This window comes from Oceaniglobus roseus, assembly GCF_002869745.1.
Taxonomy (GTDB): domain Bacteria; phylum Pseudomonadota; class Alphaproteobacteria; order Rhodobacterales; family Rhodobacteraceae; genus Oceaniglobus; species Oceaniglobus roseus.
The window spans coordinates 235,947-259,114 of the sequence record NZ_PNOS01000001.1 but is presented as its reverse complement, the minus strand read 5'-3'; the positions used below and the strand labels follow the sequence as shown (position 1 = coordinate 259,114).

The 23,168-nt window shown below is 70.5% G+C and carries 22 protein-coding genes; 8 read left to right on the top strand and 14 right to left on the bottom strand.

The features are described 5' to 3' along the window. Positions 1-94: 94 nt before the first annotated feature. The gene (locus tag A7B20_RS01250; RefSeq protein ID WP_102106720.1) at positions 95-1,429 is read right to left on the bottom strand and encodes an ATP-binding protein; all 1,335 of its coding nucleotides are present in this window, start codon (positions 1,427-1,429) and stop codon (positions 95-97) included. 18 nt (positions 1,430-1,447) lie between these two features. Further along, positions 1,448-2,107 carry a response regulator gene (locus tag A7B20_RS01245; protein ID WP_102106719.1) on the bottom strand — a complete coding sequence of 220 codons (660 nt, stop codon included), beginning with the start codon at positions 2,105-2,107 and terminating at the stop codon, positions 1,448-1,450. Positions 2,108-2,222: 115 nt separating this feature from the next. On the opposite strand from A7B20_RS01245, the gene A7B20_RS01240 reads away from it, so the two are divergent. From A7B20_RS01240 to A7B20_RS01225, 4 genes are read left to right on the top strand one after another with little or no spacing between them, the layout of a single operon-like run. After that, complete coding sequence (locus tag A7B20_RS01240) at positions 2,223-2,501, top strand: lipid-A-disaccharide synthase N-terminal domain-containing protein (RefSeq protein ID WP_102106718.1); 279 nt, start codon at positions 2,223-2,225, stop codon at positions 2,499-2,501. Continuing rightward, positions 2,498-4,072 (top strand): ArnT family glycosyltransferase, encoded by a 1,575-nt coding sequence (locus A7B20_RS01235; RefSeq protein ID WP_102106717.1) that lies wholly within the window; start codon positions 2,498-2,500, stop codon positions 4,070-4,072. The genes A7B20_RS01240 and A7B20_RS01235 overlap by 4 nt, the downstream gene beginning before the upstream one ends. Further along, on the top strand, positions 4,069-4,854 hold the full coding sequence (locus A7B20_RS01230; protein ID WP_102106716.1) for a glycosyltransferase family 2 protein: 786 nt from the start codon (positions 4,069-4,071) through the stop codon (positions 4,852-4,854). The genes A7B20_RS01235 and A7B20_RS01230 overlap by 4 nt, the downstream gene beginning before the upstream one ends. Then, positions 4,851-5,603 (top strand): phosphatase PAP2 family protein, encoded by a 753-nt coding sequence (locus A7B20_RS01225; protein WP_102106715.1) that lies wholly within the window; start codon positions 4,851-4,853, stop codon positions 5,601-5,603. The genes A7B20_RS01230 and A7B20_RS01225 overlap by 4 nt, the downstream gene beginning before the upstream one ends. 36 nt (positions 5,604-5,639) lie before the next feature. Here A7B20_RS01225 and glgX read toward each other — a convergent pair whose 3' ends face one another. Next, positions 5,640-7,718, bottom strand: coding sequence for a glycogen debranching protein GlgX (gene glgX, locus A7B20_RS01220; RefSeq protein ID WP_102106714.1), 2,079 nt, complete (start codon positions 7,716-7,718; stop codon positions 5,640-5,642). Further along, positions 7,715-8,869 (bottom strand): sugar phosphate nucleotidyltransferase, encoded by a 1,155-nt coding sequence (locus tag A7B20_RS01215; protein ID WP_102106713.1) that lies wholly within the window; start codon positions 8,867-8,869, stop codon positions 7,715-7,717. The genes glgX and A7B20_RS01215 overlap by 4 nt, the downstream gene beginning before the upstream one ends. Positions 8,870-9,060: 191 nt before the next feature. Between A7B20_RS01215 and A7B20_RS01210 the strand changes: the two genes are divergently transcribed. Both A7B20_RS01210 and A7B20_RS01205 read left to right on the top strand, forming a co-directional pair. Then, positions 9,061-10,446 (top strand): M20 family metallopeptidase, encoded by a 1,386-nt coding sequence (locus A7B20_RS01210; RefSeq protein ID WP_102106712.1) that lies wholly within the window; start codon positions 9,061-9,063, stop codon positions 10,444-10,446. A gap of 81 nt (positions 10,447-10,527) precedes the next feature. Next, a complete protein-coding gene (locus tag A7B20_RS01205; RefSeq protein ID WP_102106711.1) occupies positions 10,528-11,007 on the top strand; it encodes a VOC family protein in 480 nt (159 codons plus the stop codon). 9 nt (positions 11,008-11,016) lie between these two features. On the opposite strand, the gene A7B20_RS01200 is transcribed toward A7B20_RS01205, so the two are convergent. The 9 genes from A7B20_RS01200 to A7B20_RS01160 all read right to left on the bottom strand — a co-directional run bounded on the left by A7B20_RS01200 (position 11,017) and on the right by A7B20_RS01160 (position 19,274). Further along, on the bottom strand, positions 11,017-11,463 hold the full coding sequence (locus tag A7B20_RS01200) for a hypothetical protein (protein WP_157937573.1): 447 nt from the start codon (positions 11,461-11,463) through the stop codon (positions 11,017-11,019). A 66-nt stretch (positions 11,464-11,529) separates the two neighbouring features. Then, complete coding sequence (locus tag A7B20_RS01195) at positions 11,530-12,363, bottom strand: carbon-nitrogen hydrolase family protein (protein ID WP_102106709.1); 834 nt, start codon at positions 12,361-12,363, stop codon at positions 11,530-11,532. A 79-nt stretch (positions 12,364-12,442) separates the two neighbouring features. Next, positions 12,443-13,540, bottom strand: coding sequence for a molybdenum ABC transporter ATP-binding protein (modC, locus tag A7B20_RS01190; protein WP_102106848.1), 1,098 nt, complete (start codon positions 13,538-13,540; stop codon positions 12,443-12,445). Further along, on the bottom strand, positions 13,537-14,232 hold the full coding sequence (gene modB, locus A7B20_RS01185) for a molybdate ABC transporter permease subunit (protein WP_102106708.1): 696 nt from the start codon (positions 14,230-14,232) through the stop codon (positions 13,537-13,539). The genes modC and modB overlap by 4 nt, the downstream gene beginning before the upstream one ends. Continuing rightward, on the bottom strand, positions 14,229-14,993 hold the full coding sequence (modA, locus tag A7B20_RS01180) for a molybdate ABC transporter substrate-binding protein (protein WP_102106707.1): 765 nt from the start codon (positions 14,991-14,993) through the stop codon (positions 14,229-14,231). The genes modB and modA overlap by 4 nt, the downstream gene beginning before the upstream one ends. Positions 14,994-15,059: 66 nt before the next feature. Beyond that, positions 15,060-16,139, bottom strand: a complete 1,080-nt coding sequence (locus A7B20_RS01175) for an Ldh family oxidoreductase (protein WP_102106706.1) — start codon at positions 16,137-16,139, stop codon at positions 15,060-15,062. A gap of 180 nt (positions 16,140-16,319) precedes the next feature. Continuing rightward, on the bottom strand, positions 16,320-17,600 hold the full coding sequence (locus tag A7B20_RS01170; RefSeq protein ID WP_245866449.1) for a TRAP transporter large permease: 1,281 nt from the start codon (positions 17,598-17,600) through the stop codon (positions 16,320-16,322). A 12-nt stretch (positions 17,601-17,612) separates the two neighbouring features. Next, positions 17,613-18,179 (bottom strand): TRAP transporter small permease, encoded by a 567-nt coding sequence (locus tag A7B20_RS01165; RefSeq protein ID WP_102106705.1) that lies wholly within the window; start codon positions 18,177-18,179, stop codon positions 17,613-17,615. Positions 18,180-18,290: 111 nt separating this feature from the next. After that, positions 18,291-19,274, bottom strand: coding sequence for a sialic acid TRAP transporter substrate-binding protein SiaP (locus tag A7B20_RS01160; RefSeq protein ID WP_102106704.1), 984 nt, complete (start codon positions 19,272-19,274; stop codon positions 18,291-18,293). Between the two features lie 159 nt (positions 19,275-19,433). Here A7B20_RS01160 and A7B20_RS01155 point away from each other — a divergent pair, with 159 nt between their 5' ends. After that, positions 19,434-20,759 carry an acetylornithine deacetylase/succinyl-diaminopimelate desuccinylase family protein gene (locus A7B20_RS01155; RefSeq protein ID WP_245866448.1) on the top strand — a complete coding sequence of 442 codons (1,326 nt, stop codon included), beginning with the start codon at positions 19,434-19,436 and terminating at the stop codon, positions 20,757-20,759. Positions 20,760-20,962: 203 nt separating this feature from the next. Further along, on the top strand, positions 20,963-22,438 hold the full coding sequence (locus A7B20_RS01150; protein WP_102106703.1) for an ABC transporter substrate-binding protein: 1,476 nt from the start codon (positions 20,963-20,965) through the stop codon (positions 22,436-22,438). A 425-nt stretch (positions 22,439-22,863) separates the two neighbouring features. Here A7B20_RS01150 and A7B20_RS01145 read toward each other — a convergent pair whose 3' ends face one another. Continuing rightward, positions 22,864-23,079, bottom strand: coding sequence for a hypothetical protein (locus tag A7B20_RS01145; RefSeq protein WP_102106702.1), 216 nt, complete (start codon positions 23,077-23,079; stop codon positions 22,864-22,866). Positions 23,080-23,168 lie beyond the last annotated feature (89 nt).

The following is a 23,168-nucleotide window of genomic DNA, read 5'->3' as shown; positions in this document are numbered from 1 at the left end:
GTGACAGGGAGGCACCGGGGGGCGATCCTCCGGCTCCAAGGACAGAAGTGCCTTCGCGGCCCCGGCAGGGAGGACTGCCGGGGCCGTTTCGCGTTCACGCGCCCGGCAGGTTCAGCCGCGCTTCGAACCCGCCCCCGCGTCCCGGCGCGGGTGAGGCGAGGGACAGGCTCCCGCCCGCCTGCTTGGCGATCAGCTCCGACACGTAGAGGCCAAGGCCGAAGCCGCTGCCGCCCCCGCTCCTGCTGTGGCGGTCGGTGAGGCGGGCCAGCACCTCGGGCGGGACCGGCGGTCCGTCGTTGGTGACGGCGAGGGTGCCCGCGGCGTCGAGCACGACATCGACGGGGCTGCCCGGCGGGGAATGCTGGAGCGCGTTGTCGATCAGGTTGCCCGCGACGATGGCGAAGGCGTCGGGGTCGATGCGCCCGAACACCGGCGCGTCGGGGAGCGACAGGCGCAGCCGGCCGTCCGCCCCCGCCCCGTGCCGCCGCTCCTCCACCGTGAAGCGCAGCAGCCGGCCGAGGTCCTGCGCCGTGTCGGCGGTGCCGATCCCCGCCTCGGCGCGGGCCAGTTGCAGCAGGCGGGCCACGAGGCGGGACATCCGGCGGATCTCGTCCGCGGCGCGGTCGAGGTGTTCCTGCACCTCGGGCGCCGTGGCCTGCGCGCGCGCGCGCTGGATCTGGGCCAGCGCGGCGGCGACGGGGGTACGCAGCTCGTGCGCGGCGTTGGTGGCGAAGGCGCGTTCGCCTTCCAGCGTCTGCGCGAGGCGGATCATGAAGCGGTTGAGCGCCGCGGTGATGATCCTGAGCTCGCGCGGCTGCCCCCCGGCCCCCAGCGGCGCGAGGGAGGTCTCGCCGCGGCGCTGGATCTCGCGCCGCAGGGTGTCGAGCGGCGAGAGGGCGATGCGGGAGATCCAGCCGGTCAGCAGGTAGGCCAGCGGCAGCAGCGCCAGCATCGGCAGCAGGAAGGCGGTGAGGCTGTCCCGGTAGGCCTCTCCGCGCTCTTCGAGCGGGCTGCCGAAGGCGACCGCATAGCCCTGATCGTTGAAGCCGGTGGAATAGAAGCGGTGGGTGGCGGTGTCGATGAAGCCGGGATGGGGCGGTTCCTTCGGCAGCTCCGCCTGCTCGGCGCCGGAGGAGACCATCAGCACCCGGTTGTCGCGGTCGAGCAGCAGGAAGACGAGGAGTTCGTCGCCGACCCGGGGATCGGGGGGAAGCCGGAAGCTTTCGGTGCGGGCCAGATCGGCCTCGTGCTCGCGCGAGAGGGAGGGCAGGAACAGCCGCGCCGCCTCGCGCAGTTCGAGGTCCTGCATCTCGTTCATTTCCAGCCGCAGGACCAAGGCCATGGCCAGCACGGCCAGCAGCCAGATCGCGCCGATGCCGACGGAGACCAGGAGGGCGAGGCGCCGGGCGAGGCTGTCGGCGAGTCTCATGCCCGGCTCATCGCGGCGTCATCCGCGACCCATGCGGTAGCCAAAGCCGCGCACCGTCTCGACGGCGGCGCGGCCCAGCTTGGCGCGCAGGCGGCTGACGTGGACCTCGATCGCGTTGCTCTCCACCTCGTCGTCGAAGCCGTAGACGGCCTGTTCCAGCTGTTCGCGCGTCACCGTGGTGTCGGGGCGGCGGCTGAGCCGGTCGAGCACCGCCCACTCCTTCCGGGTCAGCGCCACCGGCTGGCCGTCGAGATGCACCGCACGCCCCTCGGGATCCACCACCAGCGCGCCGAACCGGCGTTCCGAGGTCGGCATGTCGCCCGCGCGGCGGCGGATGGCGGCGATCCGGGCGCTGAGTTCGTCCAGGTCGTAGGGCTTCAGGATATAGTCGTCGGCCCCGGCCTCCAGCCCCGCGATACGCTCCATGATCCTGTCGCGGGCGGTGGCGATGACGACGGGCGTGCGGTCGGTGCGGTCCCGCATCTCGCGCAGGAGGCTCAGCCCGTCACCGTCGGGCAGGGACAGATCCAGCAGCACCAGGTCGAAGTCGGCGGTGCGCACGGCCGCCGCCGCCTCGTCCAGGGTCGCCGCCCAGTCCACGGCGTGGGTGCGGGCGCGCAGGTGGTCCACGACCGCCCCCGCAAGGTTGACCTCGTCCTCGACCACCAGTAGCCGCATGCCGGTTTCCCTCTGCCGTCGCACCCCTTTTAGACGGTCCGTCAGGGATCCGTAAGGTTGGAGTGCGAGGCGGCGTTCGTTCGGGCGGGCGCGGGCCCGCCGGAAAGGAATGGTCATGTCGGAAGAAACCCTCTGGGTCGCCATCGGATTCGCTGGGCAGGCGATGTTCACCTCGCGCTTCCTGATCCAGTGGCTGGTGAGCGAGAAGCGGCGGGAAAGCGTGATCCCGCTGGCCTTCTGGTGGTTCAGCCTGCTTGGCGGCGTGACGCTGCTGTCCTACGCCATCTGGCGGCGCGATCCGGTGATCATCGCCGGGCAGGCGACCGGGCTTGTCGTCTATGCGCGCAACCTGATGCTGATCTGGAAGAAGAACCGCGCCGGGGTCTCGTCGTGAGCACGGGCCGCGCGGCATCGCTGGCCGTCCTGGCCCTGTTCGCCGTGCTGGTGGCGGGAGTGTTCCTGCGCCCGCTGCTGCCAGTGGACGAGACGCGCTATGTCGCCGTCGCCTGGGAGATGCACGTCAACCACAACTGGTTCGTGCCGACGAAGAACTTCGACCTTTACACCGACAAGCCGCCGCTGCTGTTCTGGCTGATCAACCTCGCCTGGACCGTGGCGGGGGTGTCGGACTGGGCGGCGCGGCTGGTGGGGCCGCTCGCCGCGGTGATCTCGGTGCTGCTGACCGGGCGGCTGGCGGCGCGGCTCTGGCCCGACGACCCCGAGGCGGGGCCGCGGGCGGTGCTGGCGCTGGCGGGCGCCCTGCCCTTCGTGCTGCTGGGCGGCCTGACGATGTTCGACGCGCTGCTGACGCTCTGCACGGTGGCGGGGTACCTCGCGCTGCTCCGGGCGCTCCGGGGCGGGCTTGCCGCCTTCGTGCCGGTCGGCATCGCCATCGCCTTCGGCGTGCTGGCGAAGGGGCCGGTGATCCTGCTGCACCTCGCCCCGGCGATGCTCCTGGCGCCGCTCTGGGCCGAGGTCGCCTGGCGGCGGGCGCTGGCGGGGTTCGGCGTGGCGCTGCTTTCGGCGCTGGTGATCCTCGCCTTCTGGCTGGTGCCCGCGCTGATCCTCGGCGGCCCGGAGTACCGCGAGGCGGTGCTCTGGACCCAGAGCGCCGGGCGCATCGGCGGCGAGGCGGCGCCCCATGCCAAGCCGATCTGGTTCTTCGCGGCGCTGCTGCCCGTGCTGCTGTTTCCCTGGGTGCTGGCGCCGGGCCTGTGGCGCGCGGCGTTGCGCACCGGGTGGCGGGGCGACAGGGCGCTGCGGCTGGCGCTGATCTGGGCCGGGAGCGCCTTCGTGCTGTTCTCGCTCATCAGCGGCAAGCAGGCGCATTACCTGGTGCCCGAGCTTCCGGCGGTGGCGCTGATCGTGGCGCGGCTGACCCGGGTGCGGCCGCAGTTCACGGTGGCCGTGGCGGTGGTGCCGGTGGCGCTGGTGGGCGCGGCCTTCCTCGCCATGGTCTCGGGGCTTCTGGACACCGGCAAGGCGGCCGACCTGCTGGACCCGCTGTCGGCCCTGCTGGGCTGGGTGCTGCTGGCGGTGGCGATCTGCTGGCTGGCGCTTCGGCTCGGCGGGCTCAGGGGCGGCGTGGTGCTGACACTGGGCCTCGTCGCCTCGCTGAACCTGCTGGTGGGGCTGACGAAGACCCACACCTATTACGACGCGCGGCAGGTTGCGGCGCTGCTCGACCCCTACCGCGACGCCGGGATCGCCTTCACCGGGCAGACCTACCACGCCGAGTTCAACTTCGCCGCCCGGCTCACGCAGCCGGTGGCGGTGCTGGAGAGCGACGCCGCGCGCGCCGCCTGGGAGGCCGACCATCCCGGCGGTGTGATCATCTCGCGCCCCGACCGGGTGGACCTGGGCTGGCCCCCGGCCGAGGTCGTGACCTTCCGCAATTCGCCCTACGGCATCTGGCGCGTGGCCGATGACCCGGGCCAGAAGACCGAGACGGAGCCGAAGACATGAGCCTGCCAGACCCCGCGCCGCAGCCCGAGATCAGCGTCATCATTCCCGCCCGCGACGAGGTCGAGGCGCTGACCGGGCTCGTCGCCGGGGTGGAGGCGGCGCTGGCGGGGCGGCGGTTCGAGATCCTGGTGATCGACGACGGCTCGTCCGACGGCACCGGCCACCTGCTGACCCGCCTCGCCGTGCGCCACCCGTCGCTGCGCTGGCGGCGCAACGAGGTCGCCGCCGGGCAGTCCTCGGCCATCCGGCGCGGGGTGCGCGAGGCACGGGCGCCGCTGATCGTGACGCTGGACGGCGACGGGCAGAACCCGCCGGACCAGATCCCGCTGCTGCTGGCGCCCTTCAACGGGCCGGGAACCGAGAGGCTGGGCCTGGTGCAGGGTCAGCGGCTGGGGCGCAAGGACACGTTCTGGAAGCGCGCGGCGTCGCGGATCGCCAACGCCATCCGCGGCCGGCTGCTGCGCGACGGGGTGCAGGATTCGGGCTGCGGGCTGAAGGCCTTCCGGCGCGAGGCCTACCTGACCCTGCCCTGGTTCGACCACATCCACCGCTTCATGCCCGCGATGATGCTGCGGGAAGGCTGGGAGGTGCGCTGCGTCTCCGTCAGCCACCGGGCGCGGGACGGGGGCGTGTCGAAGTACAACAACCTCGGCCGCGCGCTGGTCGGGATCCCGGACCTGCTGGGCGCGGCCTGGCTGATCCGCCGCTCGGAACCGTCCCGGCGCATGGCCCCCCCGCGCGAGGTCGCGGCCGAGGAAGCCACGGGGCGGACCCGGCCATGACCAACGGCACGGTGATCGGGCGGATGCTGGCTGCGGTGCTGGTGACGGCCGCGCTGGCCTGCATCCTGTTCCTGCGCTTCCCCCAGCTCGACCTTGCGGTGTCGCGGCATTACTTCGACGCGGCGCGCGGCGGGTTCCTGTATTCCCACGCCCCGGTCTGGGAGGCGGTGCGGGCCGTCCTGCGCGCCAGCAGCTATGCGCTCGGGGTCGGGGCGATCCTGCTCTGTGCGCTTGGGCCGCGGGTGCCGCTGTGGATGCGGCTGCCGCGGCGGGTGACGGGCTTCGTCGCCGCCTCCTATGTCGCGGGGCCGGTGGTGTTCGTGAACCTCTGGATGAAACGCTCGTCCGGGCGGGCGCGGCCGCGCAACGTGACCGAGTTCGGCGGCCCGGACCACTATACCCCGCCCTTCACCTTCGCCGACCAGTGCCACGTCAACTGCAGCTTCGTCTCGGCCGAGACGGCGGGCATGGCGACGCTGTGCCTGACGCTGGGGCTCCTGATCGCGCCGCGGCTGACGGGCGTCCGGCGTTGGCTGTTCGTCGCAGGGCTGGCGGCGCTGGTGGTGTTCACCGGCTGGCTGAGGATCGCCTTCGGCGGGCATTTCCTGAGCGATACCGTGTTCGCGGCGCTGGCCATGGGGCTGATCGTGCCCGTGGTCTACCTTGCCTTCGGTCTGGCCGAGCAGCCGGTGGGACGCGAACGTGCCCGCGCCTACGGCGCCCAGACGGCGTCCCGGGCCCTGCCCTGAGGCGCGGCGCCCGGAGGGGCACCGCGCCCGGTCGCCTCAGGCGGCCTTGTCCTGCCGGCGGGTCAGCACGGCAACGGATTGCCAGCCCATCTCCAGCCGCCCCTTCACCTCGGTCTCGCAGCCGACCTCGGCCGCGGCGGTGTCGAGCCTCTGGGTCCAGCCGCCCTTCGGCAGCTTCACCACGGCGTCGTCGCCGGTGTTGAACAGGGCCAGCACCTCCAGCCCCTCGGGAGTCAGGGTGCGGATCCCGACGCAGCCCAGTGCCTCGTCCTGCCAGTCGGCCTCCTTCATCTCGCGCCCCGCGGGGTGCCACCACGAGATGCGGTTGCTGCCCTCCTCCTCGGAGTCCGGCCCGACGCCCCATCGCGGCGAGATGTATCCGTCCAGTGCCTTCCGGAGCGACAGCATGGCGGCGACGGCGTCGGTCAGCCGTTCGTCCGCGTTTTCCCAGTCGAGCCAGGTGATCTCGTTGTCCTGGCAATAGGCGTTGTTGTTGCCGCCCTGGGTCTGGCCGAACTCGTCGCCCGCCAGGATCATCGGCACGCCCTGCGACAGCGCCAGCGTCGCGATCATGCCCTTCACCCGGCGGAAGCGCGCCTCGAGGATGCCGGGATCGTCCGTCTCTCCCTCGGCCCCGAGGTTGTGGGAAAGGTTGTGGCTGTGGCCGTCGCGGTTGTCCTCGCCGTTCGCCTCGTTGTGCTTGTCGTCGTAGGAAACGGTATCGTGGGCGGTGAATCCGTCATGGGCGGCGATGAAGTTGATCGAGGAGGTGGCCGGGCGGTACGAGTGCTTGAACTGCACCGGCGATCCGGTCAGCCGCTCGCCCATGGCCGAGACGAGGCCGGGATCGCGGCGCCAGAAGGCGCGGATGTCGTCGCGGGCCTTGTCGTTCCACTCGCGGAACGGCCAGGGGAAGCCGCCCACCTGATAGCCGCCCTCGCCGATGTCCCAGGGCTCGGCGATCAGCTTGACGCCGGCCAGCACCGGGTCCTGCCGGATCGCGGCGAAGAAGGCGCCCTCGCGCTCGAACCCGCTGGCCTCGCGGCCCAGCGTCGAGGCGAGGTCGAAGCGGAAGCCGTCCACGTGCATCACCTCGACCCAGTAGCGCAGGGAATCGAGCACCATGCGCAGCACCATCGGATGCGCCACGTTCAGGGTGTTGCCGGTGCCCGTGGTGTCGAAGCTGTGGCGGCGGTTCTCGGACAGCAGGTAGTAGGCCGCGTTGTCGATCCCGCGATAGGAGAGCGTCGGACCCTTCTCGTTGCCCTCGCAGGTGTGGTTGTAGACGACGTCGAGGATCACCTCGATCCCGGCGCGGTGGAACTGGTCGACCGCGTTCTGCACCTCGGCCACGTGGCCGGTCCGGAGATAGGCCTGCTGCGGGGCGAAGAACGACAGGGTGTTGTAGCCCCAGTAGTTCGACAGGCCCTTCTGGGTCAGGAACTGGTCGTTGGAAAAGGCGTGGACCGGCAGAAGCTCGATTGCCGTGACGCCGACGCGGTGCAGATGCTCGATGATCGGGTCGGAGGCGAGGCCGGCGAAGGTGCCGCGCATCTCTTCGGGTACCTTCGGGTGGCGCCTGGTCAGGCCCTTCACGTGGGCCTCGTAGATCACGCTGTCCTTCCAGCGGCGGCGGATGGCGTTGGACTGGTCCCACTGGAACTGGTCCTGCACGACGACACCTTTCGGCATGAACGCCGCCGAATCGCGGTCGTCCATCGTCGTGTCCTCTTCGCCGACCTTGTAGCCGAAGAGGGAATCGTCCCACTCGATCCCGCCCTTCAGCTCGCGCGCGTAGGGGTCGAGCAGCAGCTTGTTCGGGTTGAACCGGTGCCCGTTCTCGGGGTCATAGGCGCCGTGGACGCGGTAGCCGTAGACCTGCCCGTGGCCGATGCCGGGTAGGAAGCCGTACCAGATGCCGCCCTCCATCTCGGGCAGGGCGACGCGCCGGAGTTCGGTCTTGCCCTCGGCGTCGAACAGGCAAAGCTCCACCTTCGTGGCGTTCTCCGAGAAAAGGGCGAAATTGGTACCACCGTCCCTGACCCGTGCCCCGAGGGTGTGGGACTGGCCAAGGGAACTGTCGAAATCGGAGTCCGTCACATTGGTGTCTTTCATTTTGGAATGGCCTTTCGTCCGACCAGAGATAGAGGCGTCGAGCCGAAAAAGTAGGCCGGCGCCCGGTCGGCGGCGCGACGTTCCAGCATCGCCTGGGTCACAAGGGTGGTTCCGCCATCGCTGACGCGGAACCAGCGGCGGTCCTCCTCGGGATCCGTGCCGATGCTGAGGGCGCGGGGCACCTGGGCGCGGCCGGCGATGATGCTGCGCGTCACCCGCGCGCCGTGGGCGACCCATGAGCCGGGCAGCACGATGCTGTCGTTGCGCCAGCCGGTGCCGCTCGGGATCGCATGGGGCAGGCCCGGGTACTGCGGAATCGCACAGGGCGGCTCGGCCGTGGCGAAGTCGAGCTGCGCCAGGCGATAGGCGTCGAGCGTGCCGACATCGCGCCAGTAGAACGGCCGCTCGTCGGGGGAGGCGGCGCGGACCGCCAGCGCGACACCCTCGGCCACGGCGCGCGGCAGGATGTCGTGGCCGAAGTCGTGGCCCGAGGCGGGGTCGTCGCGGTCGTCCTCCAGAGTCTTCGCCAGCCACTCCCAGTCGAAGACGTAGATGCCCATGCTGACCAGCGCGCGGTCGGGATCGTCCGGCATGGCGGGCGGATCGGCCGGCTTCTCGACGAAGTCGCGGATCTTTCCGTCGGCGTCGCAATGCATGACCCCGAAGCCGGTCGCCTGCATGCGCGGCACCACGTCGGCCGCGACCGTGACCTTCGCCCCGGCGTTGCGGTGCGCCTCGAGCATCGGGCGGTAGTCCATGGCATAGACGTGGTCGGCGGCCACCACCACGACCTCGCTCGGGTGGGTCGCGCCGATCCGGTCCATCGTCTGGGTAACGGCATCGGCGGTGCCGACGAAGCCCTCGGGGCGCCCCGTCTGTGCCGGACCATGGACGATGGACAGCGCGCCGTCGGCAAAGCCCGGCCGCCAGAAGTTCGCGATGTGCCGGTGCAGCCCCTCGGGGCGGTATTGCGTGGCGACGATCATCCGGGCAAGCCCGGATCGCACGCAGTTCGCCATCGTCCAGTCCACGATGCGCCGGTTGCCCGCGAAGGGCAGGAACGGCTTGCAGTCGTCTTTCGTCAGTTCGTGAAGGCGGGTTCCCTGGCCTCCGGCCAGCATGACTCCCACCACCTCGCCAAAGTCTCCCATGGCCAGCCTCCCAGGTGCGGGTCGCTTAATGAGGACCCTGATGTGATCTTGTCTGAAGTGATCCTGAAACCGCGTGTATCGCGGTTTGTTCCACTCGCCTCGATCACATCGGCGGTTCGGCGCCTCGGGCCTGTCGCTTTCCTTCGCCGCTGTCTATTCCTTGGAGGCGCGGGGAAGAGAAGGACGGGCACATGGCGGTTCGGGACGCGGCGATAGCAGCCGCAGGAGCGTATTTCGACGACGGCGGATTCGTCGCGGATCTGGGACGTCTGGTGGCCTTGCGCACCGAAAGCCAGGTGGCCGACAACCTTGGCCCGCTGCGGGCCTATCTCGAGGCCGAGATGATCCCGATGCTGGAGGGGCTGGGCTGCGCCTGCACCGTTCTCGACAACCCCGCGCCGGGGGGCGGGCCGTTCCTGGTGGCCGAGCGGCACGAGGGCGACGACCTGCCGACGGTGCTGACCTACGGCCACGGCGACGTGATCCGCGGGCAGGACGCCGCGTGGCGGGACGGTCTCGCGCCCTTCGCGCTGACCGTGGAGGGCGAGCGGCTGTACGGGCGCGGCACGGCGGACAACAAGGGACAGCACCTGGTCAACCTGCGCGCGCTCCGGGCGGTCCTGGAGACGCGGGGGCGGCTGGGCTTCAACCTCAAGGCGCTGATCGAGACGGGGGAGGAGACGGGCTCTCCGGGGCTTCGCGAGCTTTGCGCGGCCGAGCGGGAAAGGCTGAAGGCGGACGTTCTGATCGCCTCGGACGGGCCGCGACTGCAACCCGACCGCCCGACGCTGTTCATGGGCGCGCGGGGGGCGGTGAACTTCGTGCTCCGGGTGCGGTTCCGGGAGGGGGCCCATCATTCGGGCAACTTCGGCGGCCTGATCGCCGATCCCTCCATCGTGCTGGCCCATGCGCTGGCCACGATCACCGGGCCGAAGGGCGAGATCCGGGTCGAGGGCTGGCGGCCCGACAGCCTGACGCCCGACATCCGCGCGGCCCTGGCGGAGCTGCCGGTCGGCGGCGCGGGCCCGGAGGTGGACCCGACTTGGGGCGAGCCGGGGCTGAGCCCGGCCGAACGCGCCTTCGGCTGGAACTCCTTCGCGGTGCTGGCGATGACAAGCGGGGTGCCCGAGGCGCCGGTCAACGCCATCGCCGGAGAGGCCCGTGCGACCTGCCAGCTGCGCTTCGTCGTCGGCACCGACCCGGCGCGGATCCTGCCGGACCTGCGCGCCCACCTGGACGCGTCAGGCTTCGGCATGGTCGGGATCGAACCGGCGCGCGAGGGGTTCTTCCCGGCCACCCGCCTGCCGCCCGACCACCCCTGGGTGCGGTTCGTGGCGGCCTCGCTGGAGGAGGTGACGGGCAAGGCGCCGCACATCCTGCCGAACCTCGCCGGATTGCTGCCGAACGACTGCTTCGCCGAGGTGCTGGGGATGCCGACGGTCTGGGTGCCGCACTCCTATGCCGGCTGTTCGCAGCACGCCCCGAACGAGCACATGCTGGCCCCCGTCGCGCGCGAGGCGCTGCTGGCGATGACCGGGCTGTTCTGGGACATCGGCGAAACCGGCGGACCGCGCTAGCCGCCGCTTGACGGGCGGGGGCGGTATGCGGGACGCTCCGGCAAGGCCGCGCCGACGGGGCGCGGCAACGGGGAGGCGACCATGACCACAGCGAAGAACACCATCTGCGTCTGGTACGACCGCGAGGCCGAGGCGGCCGCGCGGTTCTATGCCGACGTCTTTCCGGACAGCGAGGTGAAGGCGGTGCACCGGGCGCCGGGCGACTTCCCCTCGGGCAAGGCGGGGGACGTGCTGACCGTCGAGTTCACGGTGGCGGGCATTCCCTGCCTCGGGCTGAACGGCGGACCGGCCTTCGTGCAGACCGAGGCGTTCTCGTTCCAGATCGCCACCGACGACCAGGAAGAGACCGACCGCTACTGGAACGCCATCGTCGGCAACGGCGGCGCGGAAAGCGCCTGCGGCTGGTGCAAGGACCGCTGGGGCGTCAACTGGCAGATCACGCCGCGGGTGCTGACCGAGGCGCTGGCGGCGGGCGGCGACGAGGCGCAGCGCGCCTTCGCGGCGATGATGACCATGGGCAAGATCGACGTCGCGGCGATCGAGGCGGCGCGGCGCGGCTAGAGACGCCGTTCAGCCGCCCGACCCCGCCGGGGACAGCGCCCAGGAGGGCGACCATTCGGCCGAAAGCTCCCTGCGGCAGGCGTGGGCAAGCGCGAGGGACAGCGCGGACAGCGGGGCGGCGCTTTCCCCGCTGCCGGTCGGCGCCTTCTCGGCCCCGGAACTGCGCAGGGCCTTGCCGAAGTCGATCATCGCCGTGGTGATCGAGTGCTTCTCGATCAGGCCCATGACGCCCCAGTACATCTGCCAGAACCGCTCCTGGTCCGCCGGGGCGGGATCGGCGGCGACGGCGATGCGGGAGGTCGTCTCGACCGCCTCCTCGCACCAGGCGAGCTTGCGTTCCAGGTAGGGGGTGCGCGCCTCGACCGCCTGCACCCGGACGAACTGGAATACGCCGACCAGAAGCCCGGCCAGTCCGACCACCGCCACGAACGCCTTGATGAGGGTCTCTGCCGACATCGCCATCTCCGCACGCTTTGCGAGCATAACTCGGACAAGGCGCAATCCTAAGCGGATTCGCCTGGCTCAGCCGCGCCGGGGCGGGGCGAAGGGCCGGTCGTGGTCCAGCGCGGGGATCCTGCGCCGCGCCGCCTCGGCCTCGGTCAGGTCGAGATCGATCACCGCGCAGCCCGGCGCGTCGCCGCCCATGTCGCGGATCACCTCGCCCCAGGGCGCGACCACCATCGCGTGCCCCCAGGTGCGGCGCCCGTCCTCGTGGCGGCCGACCTGCGCGGCGGCGACGACGAAGGCCGCGTTCTCGATCGCGCGGGCGCGCAGCAGCACCTCCCAATGCGCCGCGCCGGTCGGGACCATGAAGGCGGAGGGGACGAACAGCACCCGCGCCCCCGCTTGTCCGAGCGCGCGGTAGAGCTGGGGAAAGCGCAGGTCGTAGCAGATGCTGAGGCCCATGGGCCCCCACGGAGTCTGCGCCAGCACCGCCCGGTCCCCCGCCGCGTACCAGTCCGATTCGCCGGTGGGGCGGCCGTCGGGGGCGGCGTCGAAGAGGTGGATCTTGTCGTAGGTGGCGACGTCGGCACCGGTGTCGTCCACCAGGAGGCTGCGGTTCAGGAACTTCCCGTCCGGCCCCAGCACGGCGGTCGAACCGCAGTGGATCCACAGGCGGTGGCGGGCGGCAAGGCGGCGGCAGGCGGCGGACCAGAGGGCGTCCCCGGGCGGGCGGGCGTCGGCGCGCGCCTCGTCGCCGTGGCGGTTCATCAGCCCGGCGGTTTCCGGCAGCGCGACCATGGCGCAACCTTCGGCCACGGCGTGCGCGACGGCGGCCTCAAGGACCGGGATGTTGTCCTCCGCCCGCTTGGCCGAGGTCATCTGGACGAGGCAGAGGCGGAGGGTGTCGCGCATCGCAGGCTCCGGGCAGGGTCGGGTGCAGTCTGCGCGGTGGGGACCGGCGTGGGAAGCCCCCCGACTGGTGCGGATGGCCTCAGGGCTGTCGGCCGCGGCCGACATCGCTTTGCGCGACGGCGACGGACTTGACGATTCCGAAGCAGGGGGTGCCGGGCCCGAGGTTCATGGCATCGGCCGAGCGGCGGGTGACGCGGGCCAGGAACACATCCTCGCCCGAGCGCAACTGGACCACCACGCCGGGCCCCTGCCCCTGCCGCACGGCGATCACGGTGGCGGGCAGGATGTTGAGGGCGGAGATGCTGCGCGGCGCTTCGAGCGCCAGCATCACGTCCTGCGCGGCGATGCGGACGCGCACCTGCGCGCCGACGGACGCGGCGATCCGGGGCAGGAACAGCGGCGCGGCGGTCAGCGCGATCTCGCTGAGGCCGTCGTCGTGATGGGCGGCAAGGCGGCCGGTCAGCACCGCGCCGGCCTCGCGCACGCCGAGGGCCGGCACCGCCTCGGGGTCGGCCAGCACCTCGGCCGCGGGGCCGGTCCGGATCACCCGGCCGTCCTGGATCGCGACGACCGTGGTGGCGAGGCGGGCGACTTCGGCCAGCGCGTGGGAAACGTGGAGGATCGGCACCCTCGCCTCGTCCCTGAGCCGTTCGAGATAGGGCAGGATCTCGGCCTTTCTAGCCTCGTCCAGCGCGGCAAGGGGTTCGTCCATCAGCAGCAGGCGCGGCCGGGACAGGAGCGCGCGGCCGATGGCGACGCGCTGCTTCTCGCCGCCCGAAAGCGCGGCGGGGCGGCGCGTCAGCAGGGGTTCGATCCCGAGCAGGTCGAGGATGCGCGCGAAGTCGTCGCCGTCGCGCCGGCCGGGGGCGAACCAGCGGCCGTAGGTCAGGTTCTGGCGGACTGAGAGATGGGGGAAAAGGCGCCCCTCCTGAAAGACATAGCCGAGGCGGCGCCGGTGCGGCGGCAGCCAGATGCCGCTTTCGGTGTCGCAAAGCACCTCGCCCTCGGCGACGATGCGCCCGCGGTCGGGGCGCAGCAGGCCCGCGACGGCGTTGACCACGGTGGTCTTGCCCGCGCCCGAGCGACCGAACAGCGTCGTTACCCCCGGCGGTGCCTCGAAGGCGATGTCGAGGTCGAGGCCCGGAAGGCGGTGGGCGAGGGCGACGGAGAGGCTCACCGCCCGGCCACCCGCCGCGCGGCGCGAACCGACAGCCATTCCGAGAGCAGCAGCGCGGCCATGGCGATCACGACCGAGACGAGGACGAGGCGCAGCGCCGCCGCCTCGCCACCCGGCACCTGCAACAGGGCATAGATGGCCGAGGGCAGGGTCTGGGTCTGGCCGGGAATGTTGGAGACGAAGGTGATCGTGGCGCCGAATTCGCCCATCGCCTTGGCGAAGGCCAGGATCGCGCCCGCGATGACGCCGGGCAGCATCATCGGCAGGGTGATCGTCGCGAAGACCCAGGGGCGCGACGCGCCGAGGGTGCCCGCCGCCTCTTCCAGCTTCGGGTCGATGGCCTCGATCGACAGGCGGATCGCGCGCACCATCAGGGGAAAGGCCATGATCGCGGCGGCGAGCGCGGCGCCGGTCCAGCGGAAGGCGAAGACGAGGCCGAACGTCTCCTGCAGGAAGGCACCCACGGGGCCGCGGGTGCCGAAGGTCAGGAGCAGCAGGTAGCCGGTGACGACGGGCGGCAGGATCAGCGGCAGGTGGACGAGCCCGTTCAGCAGCTGCCGTCCCGGGAACTGCCAGCGGGCCAGCGCGTGGGCGGCGAGGATGCCGGGCGGCAGGCTGAACAGCGTGGCCCAGAAGGCGACCTTCAGGGACAGGGCGATGGCGTCGAGTTCCTGCGGCGTCAGCGGCGTCATTCGGGCGGGGCGAGGAGGGTGAAGCCCGCGGCCTCGAACACCGCGCGGGCGGCGGGGCCGTTGAGGAAGGCGAGGAAGGCGCGTGCCTCGGCGGTGTCGCGGGTGGCGGCGGCGGGATAGACGATGGGATCGTGGCTGTCCGTCGGGAAGGTGGCCCAGAGGTGCACGTTCGGGTCGGCCTTCGCGTCGGTGGCATAGACGATGCCGAAGGGCGCCTCGCCCAGCGAGACGAGGGCAAGCGCCGCGCGCACGTTGTCGGCCTGCGCGACGCGGTCCTGAACCTGCTCCCAGAGACCGAGGGAGGTCAGCGCCTGCTTGCCGTAGATGCCGGCCGGAACCGAGTCGACCATCGCCATGGCGAGCCTGCCGTCGCTGCCGAAGTCGAGCGTCGCCCAGTCCCGCGGCAGCGACAGCGGGGTCGCGGGCGCAGGGTCGTGACCCGCAAGGACGATGCTGTTGCCCAGGAGATCGGTGCGCGTCCCGGCGACGATCAGCCCCTTTTCCTCCAGCTCGTCCATCCAGGCGGTGTTGGCCGACAGGAACACGTCCGCCGGGGCGCCCTGTTCGATCTGGCGCGCGAGGGTCGAGGAGCCGGCGAAGGAGATCGTGGTGTCGATCCCTTCCGCCGCGGTGAAGTCGGCCGCGATGCGGTCGAGGGCGGTCTTCAGGCTTGCCGCGGCGAAGACGGTGACATCGGCCCGCGCCAGGGTCGGCGCGAGCGCAAGCAGCAGGCAGGCGAGGCGGATCAGGCGGCGTGACATGCGGAACCCCTTGGTGGTGTCAGCCGAACCATTGCGAGGCCGCCGCCCGCGCGCAACCGCGAAGTGTCAGGGCGCGGTCGTCGCGAGGCGCTCCATCCCCAGCTCGTCCGCCAATTGTGCGAAGCTGTCGAGCGTCACGGGGTCGAGCGGGATGCCCTCTGCCCTGCGGTGCGCGGCCTCGGCCCATTCGCGGTCGCCCGGCGCCATGACGGTGGTGCCGGGGCGCGCCGGAGAGTTTCGCAGGAGCTCGAGGTAGCGGGTCATCGCCTGCTGGACCATGGGCGCGCCGATGAAGGCGTCGGGATCCAGCGCGATCACGAAGGCGCCGCAGCCCCGCGGGGTCGAGAAATCCGGACCCATCATCGGCGCGATGTCGGGCGAGAGCCGCATGCCGGTCATCACCGCCGAGAAGATCTCGGCCACGCCGCCCAGCGCCGCGCCCTTGAAGCCGAAGGCGCCGCCGAGCGGGGCCAGCATCGCGGCGGCATGGGGATCGGCGGTATCGACGCCGCTTTCGTCCGAGGCCGCGCCCTCGGGCAGCGGGGCGTTCAGCGAGCGGTAGAGTTCGACCCGGTTGAAGGGCACCGACGAGGTCGCCATGTCGAGCAGCCAAGGATCGGCGCCGCCCGACGGGATGGCGAAGGACAGCGGGTTGGTGCCGTGGAACGGCGTCGCCCCGTCGTGAAGCCGCACGAAACTGTCGGAGTTGCAGGTGGAGAAGGCGAGGTAGCCGTTCTGCGCGGCGCGCAGCGTGTAGGCGCCGGCGGGGCCGAAGTGGCTGGTGTTCTGGATCCCGACCGCGCCGATCCCGGCCTCGCGCGCAAGGTCGCAGGCGTGCTCCATCGCGCGGTAGGCGGGCAGCGCGCCCTGCGCGTCGTCGCCGTCGAGCATCCCCGATCCGGCGCGGGTGCGGTTGAAGGTCAGCTTCGGCTGCCTGTTCAGCCGCCCCGCCTTGAGGCAGCGCGCGTAGTGGCCGGTCAGGCGGACGCCGTGGCTGTCGACACCGTGGATCGAGCCGTGCAGCAGCGAATCGCGGCAGGCGGTGGCGGTGGCCTCGTCGGCGCCGATGCCGAGAAGGACGGCGTGGACGAAGGCCGAGACATCCTCGGCGCGGGCGCGGACGGTTCCGGCATGGGTGCGGGTCATTGGCGGGCTTTCACGGTTGGGCGGGTCTGACTGGACATGAACCATGGCTGATTCTGGCGTGCAAACGGGTCAGGCTGCAAGCGCCGCGCTGCCCGGCGTTGCCGCCGGGCATGAAATCTTCGCTGGTGTCCATGGATTGTCCGGTGGAATCCGCGTCGCCGTGGACAGGGCGCCATTCCCTCAACGATAGATCAGCGTCGGCAGCCACATGGTGATGGCCGGAACGTAGGTGATCAGCAGCAGCACGATCACCAGCGGGATCAGGAACGGCGCGGTGCCGGCGACGCAGCGCTCGAACGGGATCTTGGCGACCCGCGCGAGGACGTAGAGGACCATGCCCACGGGCGGCGTCAGCAGCCCGAGCATCAGGTTCAGCACCATGATCACCCCGAAGTGCACAGGATCGACGCCGACGCTCACCGCGATGGGCAGCAGGACCGGGACCATGATGGTGATCGCGGCCACCGTCTCCATGAAGCAGCCGACCAGCAGCAGGATCAGGTTGATCAGCAGCAGGATCACCCAGGGCCGGTCCGAGATCGACAGCAACGCCGCCGCGAACTGCTCGGGCACCCGGTTCGAAGTCAGAATCCAGGCGAAGATCGCCGCCGCGCCGACCACCAGCAGGACCACGGCCGTCGTCTCGATCGTGTCGTAGCTGACGCGCAGGAACCGCGGCAGGGTCAGGGTGCGATAGACGACGAGGCCCAGGAACAGCGCCCAGGCGCAGGCGGCCACCGCCGCCTCGGTCGGCGTGAAGGCGCCGGTCAGGATGCCGCCGACGATGATGACCGGGGTCAGCAGCGACAGGAACGCCCGCTTGAACGTCTGCCACAGCACGCCCCACTGGAACGGCTGGTCGCGGGGAAAGCCCTTCCGCCGCGCGAACCAGGCGATCATCAGCATCAGCGACACCGCCATCAGCAGGCCGGGGATGAAGCCCGCCACGAACAGCTGGCCGATGGAGGCGCCGGCGACCACGCCGTAGATCACCATGGGCAGCGAGGGCGGGATGATCGGCCCGATGGTCGAGGAGGCCGCGGTGATGCCGACGGAGAAGCCCGCGTCGTACTTGGCATCGCGCATCGCCTTGATCTCGATCGCGCCAAGCCCGCCCGCATCGGCCACCGCCGCGCCGGACATGCCCGCGAAGATCACCGAGGCGCCGACGTTGACGTGACCCAGCCCGCCGCGCATCCAGCCGACCAGCGCCAGGGCGAAGTTGAAGATCCGCTCGGTGATGCCGGCGGTGTTCATCAGGTTGCCCGCGAGGATGAAGAACGGCACGGCGAGCAGCGGGAAGCTGTCGACGCCGTTGATCATCCGGTGCGCGACGACCATCGGCGGCGGCGTGCCGTTGGCGAAGATGAAGATGACGGAGGCCCCGGCGAGCGATACCGCCACGGGCACCCCCACCAGAAGCATCCCGAAGAGCATGACGAACAGCCAGACGATGTCCAAGGCTTTTGACTCCTAGTCCCGGGCGGGGCGTTGATCCACGAAGAGCTCGGGATCGATGAGGGGGCTGGTGCCGGTCCTGAGGTGCTTCACGAGGTTCCACAGCGAATAGAGCGCCATGGCCGCGAAACAGGCGGTGACATACCAGTAGATGGTCGATTTCGGCACGTCGAGCGACACCATCATCTGGTTCGTACGTCCGGCGATCTGGACGCAGAGCAGGCCGAGCACGGCGAAGAAGGCGGTCGTGGTGACGTCGATCAGGAACTGCGCCACCTGCCGGCCCCGCCGCGGCACCCAGCGGTACAGGAACTCGACCGCGATGTGGCTCTGCTTGCGGGTGGCCATGACGGCGCCGGTGAAGGTGACGCCGATCAGCAGGAACCGCGCGATCTCTTCCGTCCAGCCCAGGCTGTCGTTCAGGATGTAGCGGGTGAAGAACTGCAGGAACACGACAAAGGCGAGGACCCAGAACAGGATCAGCACCAGGCTGTCGTCCCACCTGAGGTCCGACAGGTCGATCTTCTCGTCCTCGAGCGACAGCATCTGGTCGGCGCCGGTCCGCGGCGTCTTGTCGTCCATGGTGGCGTCCTTTGCCGGGGCGCCCGGGGTCTGCCGGGCCGGTCGCGGTGTCAGAGGGTCGGGGGGTCCGGGGCGCCGCGACGGCGGCACCCCGGGAGCCTGTCAAAAGGCTTACTCGATGGCCTGAAGACGGTCGTAGGTGGCCTGGTCCCAGGTCGCCATGTCGCCGTTGTGCATCTTCTTCACCGCCTCGATGAACGGTCCGCGGTCCACCTCGTTGACCTGCACGCCCTGCTCCTTGAACCAGTCGGCCAGCTCGCCCTCCTTCTGGATGATCTGGTCGGTGGCGCAGTCGGCGGTCTTGCTCGCCACTTCGGACAGCGCGGCGCGGTCCTCCTCGCTCATCGCGTCCCAGGCGGGTCCGCCGACGATGGTCAGCAGCGCGTCGGTGATGTGACCGGTCAGGTTGATGTCCTTCTGGACCTCGTAGAACTTCTTCGCCTGGATCGTCGGCAGCGGGTTCTCCTGCGCGTCCACGGTGCCCTGCTGCAGCGCGAGATAGACCTCGGCGAAGGCGATCGGGGTCGGATTGGCGCCCACGGCCTCGGGGAACATCATGTAGAGGGGCGCGTTCGGCACCCGGATCTTCAGCCCGGCCATGTCCTCGGGCTTCAGGATCGGCTTGTTCGAGGTGACGTGCCGCGCGCCGTAATAGGTCATGGCGACGATGTGGTTGCCGGTCGCGTCGGTATAGCCCTGCGACAGCTCATTGAAGAGGTCGGAGTTGCGGTAGTGGTCCCAGTGGTCGTAGTCGCGGAACATGAACGGCGCGCCGCCGATGGCGATCGGGCCATAGGCGCGGCCCGCGAAGAGCTGTCCGGTATAGATGATGTCGACGGTGCCGAATCCGAGACCCTCGTTGATGTCCACCTCCTTGCCGAGGGACGACGCCGGGAAGACCTCGATGCCGTAACGGTCGTCGGTCGCCTCCATCAGCAGGTCGTTCGCGGCGACGGCACAGGTGTGATAGGGCTCGCTCGCCTCGTAGACATGGGCCCACTTCAGCTTGGTCTCCGCCGCCGCGGCGCCGGCCATGGCCCCCATCGTCAGGGCGGTGGTGGCCGCAAGGCACGCCAGTCTTGCCGGATTCGTCATGTTTTCTCCTCCCATAAGCGGTTGTTCGGCTGGTGATATTCTAGTCCGCTGCGCCGACAGCTTACGGAACGGGGCGCGTAAGGCAAGGGGTGAACCGGCCATCGGCGGACCCTATCGCGACCCCTTGCCGCCGTCCGCGTCCTCCGCAAGACTGGCGGGATGGACATGCCCCCCGCCCTCTCCGACGATCCCGCGCTCGCCGGTCTCGCCGCCCGCATCGCCGACAGCCGCGCGGCGCTCGTCGCGCTGACGCAGGATCTGATCCGCATCCCGACCCTCAACCCGCCCGGCGAGAACTATCGCCTGATCTGCGAATACCTCGACGCGCGCCTCTCCGCCGCCGGTTTCGCGACCGAGCTGATCCGCGCCGAGGGCACGCCGGGGGACTGCGCGGCCTATCCCCGATGGAACATCGTGGCACGTCGCGAGGGTCGGCGCGGCGGCGAGACGGTGCATTTCAACTCCCACACCGACGTGGTGGACGTCGGCCAGGGCTGGACCCGCGATCCCTTCGGCGGCGCGCTGGAAGACGGCCGGATCTACGGCCGCGGGGCCTGCGACATGAAAGGGGGCCTCACCGCCTCCATCGTCGCCGCCGAATGCTTCCTGGCCGAGTTTCCGGACTTCGCCGGCGCCATCGAGATCTCGGGCACGGCGGACGAGGAATCCGGCGGCTACGGCGGCGTCGCCTACCTGGCCGAGAAGGGGTATTTCAGCCCCGACCGCGTCCAGCACGTCATCATCCCCGAACCGCTGAACAAGGACCGCGTGTGCCTCGGCCACCGCGGCGGCTGGTGGGCCGAGATCGAAACCTTCGGCGAGATCGCCCACGGCTCCATGCCCTTCCTCGGCGACTGCGCGGTGCGCCACATGGGCGCGGTGCTGCAGGCGTTCGAGACCACGCTCTATCCCGCCCTCGCCGCGCGCCGCACGGAGATGCCGGTGGTGCCCGAAGGCGCGCGCTCCTCAACCATGAACATCAACTCGATCCACGGCGGCCAGGCCGAGAAGCCGAAGGACTCCACCGCCCTGCCCTCGCACTGCGTGCCCGACAGCTGCCGCATCGTGATCGACCGCCGCTTCCTGATGGAGGAGCGGGTGGACGAGGTGCAGGGCGAGGTGCGCGCCCTGCTCGACGGCCTCGCCGCCTCGCGCCCGAACTTCCGCTACGACCTGCGCGAACTGAACCGCGTGCTGCCCTCGATGACCGACAGGGACGGCCCCGTCGCCAGCACCGTCGCCCGCGCCATCGCCCGGACCATGGGCCGCGAGGCGCAGTTCGTCGCCTCCCCCGGCACCTACGACCAGAAGCACATAGACCGGATCGGCAAGCTGAAGAACTGCGTCGCCTACGGCCCCGGCCTGCTGGAACTGGCCCACAAGCCCGACGAGTGGATCGGCGTCGACGACATGATGGACAGTGTCACGGTCATGGCCCTGTCGCTGGTCGAGCTTCTGGCGGGCGGCGGCACGCAGACCCGATGACGCGCTGGCGGCGCGCGTCGGATGCCTCCGGCGGGGATATTTGAAAAGCAAAGATGACGGGGAGCACGCGGCCCCCATCTTTGCTTTAAAAATATCCCGGGGAGCGCGAGGGGCTGGCCCCTCGCTCCCGCACCATGCCACTTGATCGAAAGCCCGATAGCGGGGAAGGTCGCTGCAACCCCTGGCCATCACCGGAGAGAGCCATGACCATCCGCGCCTTCCTTGCCGCCGCCGCAGCGGCGACCCTCGTGACCGGAGCGGCCGCCGCCCAGGACAGCATCACCGTCGCGATCCAGCTGGAACCGCCGAACCTCGATCCCACGGGCGGCGCGGCGGGGGCGATCGACTCGGTGCTCTATTCCAACGTGTTCGAAGGCCTGACGCGCTTCGCCTCGGACGGCTCCATCGTGCCGGGCCTCGCGCAGAGCTGGGACATCTCCGACGACGGGCTGACCTACACCTTCCACCTGAAGGACGGCGTGACCTTCCACGACGGCAGCACGATGGACGGGGAGGACGTGAAGTTCTCGCTCGACCGCGCAAGGGCCGAGGACAGCACCAACGCGCAGAAGGGGCTGTTCGCGCCGATCTCGGAGGTGACGGTGGAGGATCCGCTCACCGTGAAGGTGACGCTGGCCCAGCCCACGGGGAGCTTCCTGTTCAACATGGCCTGGGGCGACGCGGTGATCGTGTCCGAGGAGAGCATCGCCGACATCGCGACGAAGCCGGTCGGCACCGGCGCGTTCAAATTCGTGGACTGGGTGCAGGGCGACCGGATCGACCTCGAGCGCTTCGACGGCTACTGGGGCGAACCGGCGAAGCTGGCGAAGGCGACGTTCAAGTTCATCTCCGACCCGACCGCCGCCTTCGCCGCGATGATGGCCGAGGACATCGACGCCTTCGTCGGCTACCCCGCCCCCGAGAACCTGCCCCAGTTCGAGGCCGATCCGCGGTTCCAGGTTCTTGTCGGCAACACCGAGGGCGAGACGATCCTTGCCATGAACAATGGGCAGAAGCCCTTCGACGATGTCCGCGTGCGCGAGGCGGTGGCCCATGCCATCGACCGGCAGGAGATCATCGACGGCGCGATGTTCGGCCTCGGCACCCCCATCGGCACCCATTTCGCGCCGCACAACCCGGCCTACGAGGATCTGACCTCGCTCTCGAAATACGACCCGGAGCTGTCGAGGAAGCTGCTGGCCGAGGCGGGCTATCCCGACGGCTTCACCACCACCCTGAAACTGCCGCCCCCGTCCTATGCGCGGCGCGGCGGCGAGATCGTGGCGGCGCAGCTGCGCGCGGTCGGAATCGAGACCGAGATCGAGAACCAGGAATGGGCGCAGTGGCTGGAGACGACGTTCAAGGGCAAGGACTTCGGCCTGACCATCGTTTCGCATACCGAGCCGATGGACATCGGGATCTACGCCAACCCCGACTACTATTTCCAGTACGGCAAGCCCGAGTTCGTGGCGCTGATGGACAGGCTGAACGCGACGACCGATCCCGAGGGCCGCACGGCGCTGCTGCGCGAGGCGCAGGAGATGATCGCGAAGGATTACGTCAACGCCTACCTGTTCGAGCTGGCGATCCCGACGGTGGCGAAGGCGGGGCTGCGCGGCCTCTGGGTGAACCAGCCGACGCAGGCGGTGGATCTGACCGGGGTCAGCTGGGAAGGCTGAGGCCGGCCCGCCCATGGTCGGGGTCCGGTCGGAGGTCTGGCGCAGGATCCGCCGGGGGCTCCGGCGTGCGGCTTGACCCATGGGCGGCGTTGCCCACGCGCCCGGCGCGGCGCCGCTCCGGCCCCGCCTACCCGGCAGTCCCTACTGGAAGGATGGTGCAAGGCGCGTGCCTGCCGCCACCGCGCCGTCCCGGGACACGGTGGGGGAAAGACGGCCGCGATTCTCCGGGTGAGGCGGCGGCGACCGCGGGGGTGGCATGGGCCGACTGTCGAAGGGGCGGTCAGCGCAGAAGCCGCTGCGGCCCGGCACTCACGCAGGCGGACGCGCAGAAGCAGGATTAGCGAGTGCGGAGGAGATGCCCGAACGCATCGAGGGCGAGGCTTTCGCCCGATGCGAGCTGAGGCCGCGGCGCGGAAGTGTCGGCCTCAGCCGGTGACGCCGGAGCCGGACCGGGCGAAGCGGGAGGACGTCGACGGCGCGCGCCGGGCCAAGGTCAGAAGGGCCACCACTGCGGCAAAGCCCAGCATCGCGGCCAGGTACCCGAGACCGAAGGACGCCAGCCAGCCGAAGCCCGAGGCGAGGCTGACACCGAAGCCGACAATGCCCGCGATCATGGCGAAGAAGAGGTAAGCGACGATCATCCGTTTGCTCCTGAGCCCTGCCGACCAGTTACCGAACCGCCTTGGGACGCACCCTGCCCATGGGCGAGGATGGGGCCGAAGTGTTACCA